Genomic DNA, 12,287 nt, shown 5'->3' on the forward strand with positions numbered 1-12,287 from the left:
GATTATGAATTTTAATCAAATCAGTAATGCTCATTTTGTATTCTGCTAGTAAAAAATTCATCGATCCGAAAAGCTACTTGATATATTTATTCACTAAATCATACGCACATGTGTATGCCATAACATAAGCCTTATTTCAATGAAAACACTATTGTTCATTAAACAGACATTATAAAAAAACAGTATTATCATCCTAAATTTTATTGCTTTTTTAAACCCAAATTTTTAAAAATCTAAAACACATGCTCGACATAAATGATTGCTAAGGAGCTACACATACTGAATAGACAGAAAGATGTCCACCAAAAGCGTAGATAACTCCATCGTCGAAGAAAACACGATAATAACTATCACTTTGTCCACGATCTCTTGTCCAATATAGACATGTTTCGCTATTATTAAAATCTGCATTTGGATAATTTCCCATTTTGCCCCACTCAGCTAAAAAACTTGCCCCAATGTAACGCTGATAAGGTGAGGAATCCGATGTTGGTACAGCTGATTGACAAGTTGGATCATCTGGAAATGGACAATAGCCGTTAGTAAGATCTTTTACTGTTGGAAGCTGATAACCTATGCTATCACACCAAGTTTCTGCGTTATCGTACCTAACTTTATTTTGTCCCCTATTAACAAACCACTGCTTTAACACAAACCCATATTTTATTACTTCTTTACCTTGATTATCTTTACCCACTAACTCAAATGTTGCAGGTAAGTTCGGTTTTGGAATAATACCAGGGGTAAGTGCTTGCTTTTGAGCCTCACTTGCAACAGGTCCAGTCAGTGTCACTCGCACACTGGTACCACTACTATTTGGAATCATTGTGGCTGTGATCCCCCCATGTGTTACTACAGGCCAATTTAATGCTCCTGTCCCGCTTATATCAAGATCAAAATATAAATTGTCAGCACCCGTAGTCGGAAAGTTAATGCCATATGACTCGGGCGTGATAGATTGAACAAGAAAACCATGGTCTGGATTCCAAATATTAGGTGGACCAGCAATCTCTCCACCTAGACCCTCATCATTGAAATGACGACCATATGCAAGGCTTGGTTTAACATAACATACTTTAGGCGTACTAGGGTAAAGATAATAACTATGACTGCCCCCCGTAAAGCTTCCTATTGAAGGGATCCCATAATTTGTTGCTAACGAACCTGCATCTGCACTGAGTGTTAATTTATAAGGCGATTTACACGTGTCTAACTCACTATTTGGATTTGACTTGACATAATTGGTGACATCTTCTCCTGCCGCATTTTCCCACTTTATTTGCATATTACCCGTTATCGTAAATAATTTATCACCATCCGGATCGTGCCAATAATTATTTGTCACGACCACATTGGCTAAGGTCGTTGATGGATAATTTGCAAACGGCATATTTGTCACAATATCACTAAATGTCGATGACACCTTATCTATCATAATAGGATCTGTCGCACTTGAATTGTCTTCCAATGCCGAAATGACTACTTTATTCGGTAGCGTAATAGATAACAACGGTAGTATTGTTGATGAAGCACTCTTACCATTGTCAAAACTTAAATACGGACTACTACCATTAATGGCCTTGGCTGTTTGTGAACTTAATCCATAAACGGGCATACTAAACAGCACCGAACATAACAAAAACACTAACAATAAACGTCGTTTTATAAATAATTTTAATAATAAGTCTAATTTGGATAAAACGGCTAATTTTAACCGACCAACAAATTGATTAATGAAAAAATAAAATAATAAAAAGGAATTTCTGGCTGGAATAATAACGCTAACAAACGCGCTAAAAAAGTGAATTATTCTATATGTGGCTGGCTGGCTGGCTGGCTGGCTGGCTGGCTGGCTGGCTGGCTGGCTGGCTGGCTGGCTGGCTGGCTGGCCCCGTAAACAACTGTATTTTAACATATTTTTAATCCTTTTTAAATAATCCATTGTTCTTTTATACTAAATTTTGAACAAATACTGTATGCCAGTCATAATATTGACTGACCGAGTATAAAAAAAACAATCAAACTCATCAATGATAAAATAGTTAATAATTGTAAAGTCTACTTTAATGATGGCTGATAGTAATTTGTAGGTTTGTTGTTTATTTAAAAAGTGAATACATACCGTATCGTTATCGATCTTATTGCTTAAATTAAACTGTATAGATCGGAAAGATGCTTTACCAGTAGCAATCACTTCATAAGCTTTATTTTATTTTCAGAAAATAACAGAATGATAACTGTGTTTATATAATCTTTTTTTATTTATTCAAAAACAAGTTAAGTTATTTTAGTTTTCGATACATCTAACCTCTAATAGACAATGTTATCTTCATCCACATATTTCTCAAATTTATAGGTCACGCATAATAGTCAGAATCTTTGATAACAGAAGTAAGTAAAAAAAACAATAGCAACAAAACAGTGAAATTCTTCATATTATCGTTGTTTTTTTTATTAACCTATTAATTTAATATCAAAAAAATAAAAAGAGATTATTAATTTTTTTAATAACTTTAACCGCCAATGCTGAGTGGCCAACAATAATGGAATATAATGTTCGTTATACCACCCTTGGTTACTTTTTTATTTTTTCAAGAATACGTATATACTGTGGCAAAGTTAATTGCTGAGTAACACGTTTTTATGCCTTTATCTACCCTTGTTATTTTACCTTTTTTGCTACTAACTATTCTTTTCGCTTCATTATTTAAACAAAAAAAATGGCAACTATTGATCATAGTATTAATGACCGTTTTTATTGTGATGGAACTGACCTCGATCTATTTTAGTGGTGGATTTATCGATTATCAGTTTTACGTTAATTTAAATGTTAATGATATTATTGAAGGGCTGTTTATCTTTAAATTACAAGCCGTACTTGTGATTGCGGTTTTTTTTATATTGATATATTTGCTGACAAAGTTAGCTAATTTGTGCCAACATAAATGTCGATTATCGATTCGAATATTAATTGGCGTAATAGCAATTATCTCATTAAGTTATCAAAACGGTCCATTTAGCCGAATATACGAGATCTATCAAGTGACCTGTGCACCTAAACGATCATTTGAGCAGGCACTACACGCATTAAACATGGACAATTATCCAAATAAGCAACAAATCACTAGTGAAAAAGGTAAAAATATTATTGTTCTATCTTTAGAATCGTTTGAACAAGGTTTTTTTGATTTTACTGATATTACGCCACATTTACGCCAACTACGGCAAGACTATACCTTCTTTGCGAATATGCCAATGAGCCCTGGTAGCAGTTGGACAACAGCTTCAATGTATACTTATATGACTGGCATGCCATTTTTAATTGGTGAATATTCGACATCACCGCTGGCCAGCGCAAATAAAACACAATTAGTCAGCTTGGGTGACGTACTCAAACAAGCAGGCTATGAAACGCGCTATGTTATGGCTGGCCCTGAATTTGCGGGTATTGGACACATAGCCGAGCTGTTAGGCATGCAAGTCGTTTCTGAGAAAAACTATGCTGGCCAATATCCTAATGCGCCTTTTGGTTTATATGATAAAGATATATTAGATATAGCCCACAAACAGGTAACGAGTTTGCATAGCTCAGGTAAACCCTTCGCGCTATTTATTTCAACCATTTCAACGCATGCGCCAAATGGTTTTTATGACGAACGAATGCGATCGGTGATTGCACCGAAAGACGATAATATGTCATTTGTTGCTGCTTCGTTAGACTATAATGTTGGTCAGTTTATTAAGCAGTTAAAAGATCAAGGACTACTTGAAAACACCGTGTTTTATATCTTTCCCGATCATTTAATGATGGGCTCTGCAACCCCAACGATAAAACATCTTTCAGAAAAAGAACGTAAGCTTTATTTGCTCACAAACGCACAAACAGTTGATTTACAAAAAACACCTGATCAAACCATTTATCAGATTGATTTACCAAGGCTCATTTTAAATGGCGCTCAAATTAACAGCAATGTTAAATTTTTAACCGATTATTTAACTCAACCAAATTTAGATAAAAAACAGTATATTGAACAAAATAAATCGGGCATTGCTAGTTTAAATCAAGCTGCTCAACTGTTGAATTAGGCATAATTATGACTCTTGATACCGTACTTTTAGTGTCAACCATCAGTTGTCTTGGCATGATTTCGCCTGGCCCTGACTTTTTTTTGATTTTGAAAAACAGCTTAACTTATAGCCGAAAAATAGCCCTGTTGACGTGTTTGGGAGTCATCACTGCAATATTAATCCATATGAGTTATTGTGTAGCCGGTGTGGCAGTACTGATTGCTGCTACGCCATTACTGTATAATGTATTACGCTATGCGGGCGCCGCTTACTTATTATGGCTTGGCATTAAAGCATTACTTGCAAAAAAGACCAATACTACTTATGTCAGTCAACAATTAATTGACAAACAAATGTCCGCTAAATCCGCGTTTATACAAGGGTTGTTGTGTAACTTGCTTAATCCTAAAGCAACGTTATTTTTTCTAGCTATTTTTACCCAAGTATTAAATGCTAACTCGTCAACCACCGACAAATTGCTAGTTGCATTCATCATTTGGATAGAAGCCGTATTATGGTGGCCCTTTGTGGTTTTCATCTTTCAAACACAAGCAGTTCAACGACACTATTTTAAAATGCAATTAATTATCGATAAATTATTGGGGGTAATTTTAATCACATTGGGCATAAAAGTGGCTTTTGGGTTATAAATTATTATGTATTGATGTTTAAAGGCTTGAAATACCACAAATGCTTTAATGTCATACCTTTCTTTTTTGAATATTCAATCGTTAATTGATAAAATATCAGTAATCTGACTTTTTATAATCATCTTACGTTGTTATTACCGATTATAACTTCATTTTATTCATATTAAATGCGTTAGGCTTGTTGAAAATGGACAAATTATTACAATATGGTCGTGAGCTACTTGAATTAGAACTTTACGAAGCTCAAAAACTACCGAACCGACTCGGACAAGATTTTATTAAAGCTTGTCAGCTGATTTTAACAACAAAAGGCAAAGTTGTTGTGTCAGGTATTGGGAAATCTGGGCATATTGGTAAAAAAATTGCGGCTTCACTTGCCAGCACTGGTAGCCCAGCTTTTTTCATGCATCCTTCCGAAGCACTACATGGTGATCTAGGTATGGTGACCGAAAATGATGTTGTTATCTTAATTTCTTATTCTGGTCGGGCAAAAGAATTTAATTTTATTATCCCTATCCTTACAGCAATGAATGTGCCTATTATTGCAATTACAGGTGGGTTAGATTCACCATTAGCTAAATCTGCTCAGGCTGTGCTTGATATTTCAATTGAAAAAGAGGCCTGCCCTATGGGACTTGCACCGACTTCGAGTTCGACCAATACCTTATTAATGGGCGATGCGCTTGCTATAGCGGTTATGCGTGCTCGAGGTTTTAAAGAAGAAGATTTTGCACGCTCTCATCCTGCGGGGAGTTTAGGCGCTAAATTACTTAATCATGTTAAAGATGTTATGCGACAGGGCGATTCAATTCCAAAAGTACCACAAACAGCAACCGTATTGGATGCTATGTTAGAATTAAGCCGAACTGGCGTGGGTTTAGTTGCAATCTGCAAAAATAATAATAAAATTGTTGGCGTATTTACTGATGGGGATTTACGCCGTTTATTACTCAAAAATGGAACATTGCAAGACAGCATTACAGACGTGATGACCAGCCCAGGATATCAAATCCCCGAAAATTGGAAAGCAGTAGAGGCTTTAAAATCATTTAATGACCACAATATTACAGCTGCACCCGTTGTAAATACCGAAGGTGAATTAGTCGGTGCGTTAAATATTCATGATTTACACCAAGCAGGAATAAGCTAGAAAACTATTACAAATACTTATTGCAAAAAGGTACTATCTATTGAGATAATTACCGACCTAAATTTTTGTCGTTAGACGGAGATCCAAGAAAAGTTACACAGTTAATGAAGTAAATGATTCAATCAGTCATGAACATTAACATTGTGTTGTATATTTTAACCAAAATTAATAGATGATGAAACTACAATGGCAGAAAAGCGAAATATCTTTCTAATTGGCCCAATGGGGGCTGGAAAAAGCACTATAGGCCGACAAATTGCACAACAGTTGGGCATGGAATTTTTCGACTCAGATCAAGAGATTGAAAAACGTACTGGTGCTGATATTGCATGGATTTTTGATTTAGAGGGTGAAGACGGATTCAGAGCCAGAGAAGAAAAAGTTATTAATGAATTAACTGAAAAACAAGGTGTAGTATTAGCTACCGGCGGTGGTTCAGTATTATCAAAAGAGACCCGTAATCGATTATCAGCACGTGGCATTGTTGTTTATTTAGAAACAACTATTGAAAAACAAATGGCAAGGACGCAAAAAGACAAACGTCGTCCATTATTACAAGGTGGTAATACTCCAAGAGAACTTTATGAAGAATTAGCAGGTGAACGTGAACCTCTTTATGAAGAAATTGCGGATATTACTATTAAAACAGATGAACAAAGTGCCAAAGGTGTTGCGGGTTATATCATTGAAAAAATAGAGCAAATTTAAGCCATTTATTTAAATAATAATGGTTAGTCATAAAGCATTAAACCTTTTGGATAGGTTAAGGAGCAAGTATGCGTGTAGATAGAGATGACCGTTATATAACAGAACAACCTAGTAAGGACGCTAAGCCCTCGTTGACATTGCCAAGTTTTTTACAAGATTTTCCAAGAAAAAAATTAATTATTCTTGGTTTGGCAATCGTTATTATTCTGTTATTACTTAGTTTAATTATCTTTCGATCTTCTTCACGTAAAAATGAGCCGACGCTTGTAACGCCTCCTGAAGTGAATAGTGTAAGTTCAGCTGATGCCAATACTACGCCTGTCACTGACGGACTAAACAGTCCAGCGACAAATGCAATGCCAACAGAAAGTGCTGGTATTGCAACCCAGACACCAACTGAAAATGCGTTAAATCAAACAAATACGCAACAACAACTGGATATTCCTAGCGATACAGGTAGCGACTTAGCGAACACATATACGCCAACTGCTCCTTCAGTTAATCGTGATATAACAACGTCAACAAATAGAACGACAACAATTAATGACATTAACGGTAGAACCCATGTTTCACACCAAACAGATAGTCATAATCGAAAATCAACTAATAGAAAAGACGAAAAAACCAATACCGCTAAAAATGCCAAGATAGGAAACGATCGTTATACAATTCAGCTTAGTGCTTCTAAATCGGCTGAAGGTCTAAGAAAACTTGTAAAACAAAATAATATTACTGATTATCATATTTATGAAACTAAACATAAAAATGGTACGTGGTTCATTTTAATCAAAGGCAATTATTCATCAAGAGATGAAGCTCATAAAGCGATGAAATCTTTACCAGCAGCACTCCAAAAAGATAAACCATGGGTTAAATCTGGAGCCGCTATTAACAAAGAAAAAATTGCAAACAACTAAAGGATATCGTTCATTTATCCGACTACAAAGAAAAACTAGGAGTAACCGTTGAAAAAGCAACGAGCCTTTTTAAAATGGGCAGGAGGAAAATATGAGCTTGTGGACACAATTAGGCGATATCTCCCTGAAGGCGATCAATTAATTGAACCTTTTGTTGGTGCTGGATCAGTATTTTTAAATACACATTATAAAAGCTATATTTTAGCTGACATCAATCATGATCTGATTGCATTATTTAACTTGTTAAAATCCAGCCCAGATCAATTTATTAATGATCTTAAATTATTATTTACTCATCAGAACAACCAGTCTGATGCCTTTTATCAACTGCGTGATGTATTTAATCATAGTAAAGATCAATATATACGTTCACTATTATTTGTTTATTTAAATCGACATGGTTACAACGGCTTATGCCGTTATAATAATAGTGGTTTTTTTAATGTACCATTTGGTCGTTACAAAACTATCTATTTTCCAGAAAGAGAACTCTATTTTTTTGCTAAAAAAGCTCAAAATGCCCAATTTATTTGTGCTCCTTATTATGAAGTAATGAAAAAAGCTAAACAAAATTCCGTAATTTATTGTGACCCTCCTTACCTTTCAGCGGGTGATTCGGCGGGTTTTACAGCCTATTATTCGAATAATTTTGGCTTTGAAGAACATAAAAAGTTATCGCAACTTGCTGAAAATATCGCCTATCAAAATGATATTCCGGTTCTTGTATCTAATCATGATACTTCTTATACAAGAAGCTTATATAAAAAAGCACGTCATCTTTATCGGGCCGAAATGCGTCGTTCGATTAGCTGTGCTGGTGAAGGGCGAAAAAAAATTGACGAGATTTTAGCACTATATCAAAAATCTTAAACGACAGGGATGAGCTTTTAGCACAAGAGGTTTTATCATGAAAGAATTTATTATAGCCCCATCAATATTATCTGCTGACTTTGCTCGGCTTGGTGAGGATACTCAAAAAGTACTTGATGCAGGAGCAGATGTTGTTCATTTTGATGTAATGGACAATCACTTTGTTCCCAATCTTACCATGGGCAGTATGTTTTGTAAGGCTCTGCGCGATTTTGGTATAACAGCACCGATAGATGTCCATTTAATGGTTACCCCTGTTGAGGAGCTGATTATTTCATTTGCCAAAGCAGGTGCAACGAATATTTCTATTCATCCAGAAGCGACTATCCACTTAGATCGTTCTTTACAATTAATCAAAGATCATGGCTGCACAGCGGGTATTGTGCTTAATCCTGCTACACCTTTAAACTACTTAGATTATGTGATGGATAAAGTCGATATTATTTTAGTAATGGGCGTAAATCCTGGTTTTGGTGGGCAATCATTTATTCCATCAACATTGAAAAAACTACAACAAGTAAGAGAGCGTATTAATCAATCTAAACAAAATATTCGTTTAGAAATTGATGGTGGTGTAAAAGTTGATAACATTGCCGAAATTGCTAAAGCTGGTGCAGATATGTTTGTTGCAGGTTCAGCAATATTTAGTCAACCAGATTATAAAACAGTGATTGATGCAATGCGTAAAGCGCTATCAGGAGTGAATCATGCCTAAACTCGACGATATTCAAGCCATCGCCTTTGATCTGGATGGAACACTAGTGGATAGTGTTCCTGGACTTGCGCTTGCAGCCAAGCATATGCTTGCCGATTTAAAATTAAATACGATAACCAATGAACAGGTTAAAAACTTTGTAGGTAATGGCATTGATGTGATGTTAGAACGCATATTTAAAGCTATCAATGTCCAACCTTCCAATGAAATGTTTTCACAAGCCAAGGCACTCTTTAATCGACATTATGATAAGGTTATGGATGTAGAAACTAAGTTATTTCCACACGTCAAACAAACCTTAAAAGCATTACATGACAACCACTATCCACTTGCTTTAGTCACCAATAAACCTGCACAATTTTTGCCTGATTTACTGACTTCTTTAGGAATAAAAGAATACTTTTCGTTAGTCTTAGGGGGTGGTGATGTGATCAAATTAAAACCTCATCCAGCTGGACTTTATCAAGTGATGGCGACCTTTGGTCTATTTAGTGATCAATTATTATTTGTGGGTGATTCTCAAAATGACATTATGGCAGCTAAAAATGCACATTGCCCTACTGTAGCATTAAGCTATGGTTATAATTATGGAATATCGATTGCAACAAGTGATCCCGATTTCTTATTTGATGATTTTAAAGATATATTAACGTTATTACCTCATCCCAAAGCTGATGCAAAAAAATAATTAGCAAAAAACAGAGCATAAATAAATTAGGAATAAATTATGAGTAAACCGATTGTATTTAGTGGTGCACAACCTTCAGGAGAACTAACACTTGGCAACTATTTAGGTGCTTTAAAAAATTGGGTTGCGCTACAAAACGAATATGACTGCATTTACTGTATTGTCAATCAACATGCGATAACCGTAAGACAAGATCCACAAAAATTACGCAAAGCAACGCTAGATACAATGGCATTATATTTGGCATGCGGAATTGATCCACAAAAGAGCACTATATTTGTACAATCTCATGTTCCTGCCCATGCAGAATTAGGCTGGGCGTTAAACTGCTATACCTATTTTGGTGAACTTAGCCGCATGACGCAATTTAAGGATAAATCATCACGTCATTCAGAAAACATCAACGCAGGTCTATTTGATTATCCTGTACTTATGGCTGCTGATATTTTGCTATATCAAGCCAATTTAGTACCGGTTGGCGATGATCAGAAACAACACCTTGAGCTAACACGTGATATTGCTATGCGATTTAATGCACTTTATGGTGATGTTTTTACTGTACCAGAGCCATTTATTGCTAAAGTTGGTGCAAGAGTGATGTCATTACAAGAACCAACCAAAAAAATGTCTAAATCTGATGAAAACCGCAATAACGTGATCGGCCTACTTGAAAATCCAAAAGATGTGGAGAAAAAGATCAAACGTGCGATGACCGATTCTGACGAGCCACCAGTAGTTCGCTATGACTTAAAAAATAAAGTCGGCGTTTCTAATTTATTAGATATTTTAACTGGCGTTACAGGTAAACCGGTAGCAGAGCTTGAAAAAGAGTTTGAAGGAAAGATGTATGGTCATTTGAAAACGGAAGTAGCAACGCAAGTGATCGATATGTTAACAACATTACAAGCCCGTTATCATGAGTATCGCAACGATGAAAATTATCTATTTTCTATTATGCGTGAAGGCGCTGAAAAAGCGCGCGCTAAAGCCGAGCCGACCTTGAAAAAAGTATACGATGTAATCGGTTTTGTTTAATAGCGAGTCGAATAAATAGCGCAAATAAAGGGTAAACTTAAACAATATTAATTGACATAAGTACGCTTATCACAAGATGGCAAGCGTAGTAAAGTCATTTAACGATGATAGGTCTGTTATGAAGATTATTATTCTAGGTGCAGGACAAACCGGCAGCGCATTAGCTGAGTATCTGGTTACCGAAAAACAAAACGATGTTACTGTCGTTGATGAAGATCATGACAAACTGCAATCACTACAAGAACGCTTTGATTTACAAGTTATTTTAGGAAAATCTTCATACCCTCAGGTATTAGAAAGCGCCGGTGCCGAATCCGCTGATATGCTTGTTGCTGTAACCAATTCTGATGAAGTTAACATGATGGCCTGTCAAATTGGTCATGTCATGTTTAAAATACCGCAAAAAGTTGCCCGTATTCGAGCACCTGAATATAACGACGAAAAATATCCCTTCTTTAACAAAGATTGTATTAATATTGACCACATCATCGCACCCGAAAATTTAATCACTAATCATGTCAGCCGGTTAGTACAATATCCAGGCGCTTTACAATTTGCCTCTTTTTATGATAATCGTGTCTGTCTGGTTGCAGTCACTGCTTATTATGGCGGTGCATTAGTGGGCAGTGAATTATCTGAACTAAAAGAGCATTTACCGCATGTAGAAGCTCGAGTGGTTGCGATATATCGAAAAAATCGTTTTATTCGCCCAATCGGTTCAACCTTAATTGAAGCGGGTGATATGGTCTATTTTATTACCCCTCCGGTGAACATAAAAGCCGTAACAAGTGAATTACAACGCTTAGAAAAGCCCTATAAACGTATCATTATTAGTGGCGGAGGCGGTGTTGCTGTCGCTCTAGCCAAACGCTTAGAAAACGATTATCAAGTAAAGTTAATTGAACGTAATGCTCAACGAGCTGAGTTTATTGCTGAACAGTTGGTCAATACAACCGTATTACATGGCGAATCTTCAGACCAAGAACTCCTCTCACAAGAACAGGTAGAATTAACCGATCTCTTTATCGCTGTCACCAGTGATGATGAATCTAACATTATGTCATCAATGCTGGCTAAACGAATGGGCGCTAAAAAAGTGATTGTTTTGATTCAACGGCAAGCTTACCTAGAATTGATCAATGATAGTGTGATTGATATTGCTATTTCACCACAGCATGCCACAATCTCTGAGCTTTTAAGCCATGTAAGACAAACGGGTATCGTCAAAGTCGTTTCACTCAGACAAGGGGAATCCGAAATTATTGAAGTTGTGGCGAAAGGCAATAGTGATACATCAAAACTTGTTGGTAAAAATATCAATGGATTAAAATTACCTTCAGCTGCAACAATTGGTGCAGTAGTACGAGGTGAAGATGTGATTATTGTTAATACTGATTTAACTATTGAAGATAATGACCACTTAATCATCTTTTTACCTGATAGAAAAGCCATAACCGATATTGAAAGATTATTACAATAATCTTGT

The 12,287-nt window shown here is 35.9% G+C and carries 11 protein-coding genes; 10 read left to right on the forward strand and 1 reads right to left on the reverse strand.

Going from position 1 to position 12,287, the window contains the following annotated elements; translation table 11 throughout:
• Positions 1-262: 262 nt before the first annotated feature.
• A complete protein-coding gene (locus J3U57_RS01190; RefSeq protein ID WP_267343591.1) occupies positions 263-1,915 on the reverse strand; it encodes a PT domain-containing protein in 1,653 nt (550 codons plus the stop codon).
• Between the two features lie 728 nt (positions 1,916-2,643).
• On the opposite strand from J3U57_RS01190, the gene J3U57_RS01195 reads away from it, so the two are divergent.
• The 10 genes from J3U57_RS01195 (at position 2,644) to trkA (ending at position 12,281) form a co-directional block, all read left to right on the forward strand.
• Positions 2,644-4,086, forward strand: coding sequence for an LTA synthase family protein (locus J3U57_RS01195; protein ID WP_267343592.1), 1,443 nt, complete (start codon positions 2,644-2,646; stop codon positions 4,084-4,086).
• A gap of 8 nt (positions 4,087-4,094) precedes the next feature.
• Positions 4,095-4,718, forward strand: coding sequence for a LysE family transporter (locus J3U57_RS01200; RefSeq protein ID WP_267343593.1), 624 nt, complete (start codon positions 4,095-4,097; stop codon positions 4,716-4,718).
• 187 nt (positions 4,719-4,905) lie between these two features.
• Positions 4,906-5,868 carry an arabinose-5-phosphate isomerase GutQ gene (gene gutQ, locus J3U57_RS01205; protein ID WP_267333653.1) on the forward strand — a complete coding sequence of 321 codons (963 nt, stop codon included), beginning with the start codon at positions 4,906-4,908 and terminating at the stop codon, positions 5,866-5,868.
• A 186-nt stretch (positions 5,869-6,054) separates the two neighbouring features.
• Positions 6,055-6,576, forward strand: a complete 522-nt coding sequence (gene aroK, locus J3U57_RS01210) for a shikimate kinase AroK (protein WP_065634798.1) — start codon at positions 6,055-6,057, stop codon at positions 6,574-6,576.
• Positions 6,577-6,644: 68 nt separating this feature from the next.
• The gene (locus tag J3U57_RS01215) at positions 6,645-7,493 is read left to right on the forward strand and encodes an SPOR domain-containing protein (protein ID WP_267343594.1); all 849 of its coding nucleotides are present in this window, start codon (positions 6,645-6,647) and stop codon (positions 7,491-7,493) included.
• A gap of 48 nt (positions 7,494-7,541) precedes the next feature.
• Positions 7,542-8,363, forward strand: a complete 822-nt coding sequence (locus J3U57_RS01220) for a Dam family site-specific DNA-(adenine-N6)-methyltransferase (protein ID WP_267333655.1) — start codon at positions 7,542-7,544, stop codon at positions 8,361-8,363.
• Between the two features lie 37 nt (positions 8,364-8,400).
• Positions 8,401-9,078 (forward strand): ribulose-phosphate 3-epimerase, encoded by a 678-nt coding sequence (gene rpe, locus J3U57_RS01225; RefSeq protein ID WP_267343595.1) that lies wholly within the window; start codon positions 8,401-8,403, stop codon positions 9,076-9,078.
• A complete protein-coding gene (locus tag J3U57_RS01230) occupies positions 9,071-9,766 on the forward strand; it encodes a phosphoglycolate phosphatase (RefSeq protein ID WP_267343596.1) in 696 nt (231 codons plus the stop codon). The genes rpe and J3U57_RS01230 overlap by 8 nt, the downstream gene beginning before the upstream one ends.
• Positions 9,767-9,805: 39 nt before the next feature.
• A complete protein-coding gene (gene trpS, locus J3U57_RS01235; protein ID WP_267343597.1) occupies positions 9,806-10,801 on the forward strand; it encodes a tryptophan--tRNA ligase in 996 nt (331 codons plus the stop codon).
• A gap of 76 nt (positions 10,802-10,877) precedes the next feature.
• A complete protein-coding gene (gene trkA, locus J3U57_RS01240; protein WP_255307739.1) occupies positions 10,878-12,281 on the forward strand; it encodes a Trk system potassium transporter TrkA in 1,404 nt (467 codons plus the stop codon).
• Positions 12,282-12,287 lie beyond the last annotated feature (6 nt).

Origin of the sequence: Gilliamella sp. B3464, from assembly GCF_026536145.1 — a bacterium.
GTDB lineage: Bacteria > Pseudomonadota > Gammaproteobacteria > Enterobacterales > Orbaceae > Gilliamella.

Bases quoted from the DNA above. Each gene is read 5' to 3' on its own strand.
- J3U57_RS01190 (WP_267343591.1), bottom strand. From the start codon at position 1,915: ATGTTAAAATACAGTTGTTTACGGGGCCAGCCAGCCAGCCAGCCAGCC.
- J3U57_RS01195 (WP_267343592.1), top strand. From the start codon at position 2,644: ATGCCTTTATCTACCCTTGTTATTTTACCTTTTTTGCTACTAACTATT.
- J3U57_RS01200 (WP_267343593.1), top strand. From the start codon at position 4,095: ATGACTCTTGATACCGTACTTTTAGTGTCAACCATCAGTTGTCTTGGC.
- gutQ (WP_267333653.1), top strand. From the start codon at position 4,906: ATGGACAAATTATTACAATATGGTCGTGAGCTACTTGAATTAGAACTT.
- aroK (WP_065634798.1), top strand. From the start codon at position 6,055: ATGGCAGAAAAGCGAAATATCTTTCTAATTGGCCCAATGGGGGCTGGA.
- J3U57_RS01215 (WP_267343594.1), top strand. From the start codon at position 6,645: ATGCGTGTAGATAGAGATGACCGTTATATAACAGAACAACCTAGTAAG.
- rpe (WP_267343595.1), top strand. From the start codon at position 8,401: ATGAAAGAATTTATTATAGCCCCATCAATATTATCTGCTGACTTTGCT.
- J3U57_RS01230 (WP_267343596.1), top strand. From the start codon at position 9,071: ATGCCTAAACTCGACGATATTCAAGCCATCGCCTTTGATCTGGATGGA.
- trpS (WP_267343597.1), top strand. From the start codon at position 9,806: ATGAGTAAACCGATTGTATTTAGTGGTGCACAACCTTCAGGAGAACTA.
- trkA (WP_255307739.1), top strand. From the start codon at position 10,878: ATGGCAAGCGTAGTAAAGTCATTTAACGATGATAGGTCTGTTATGAAG.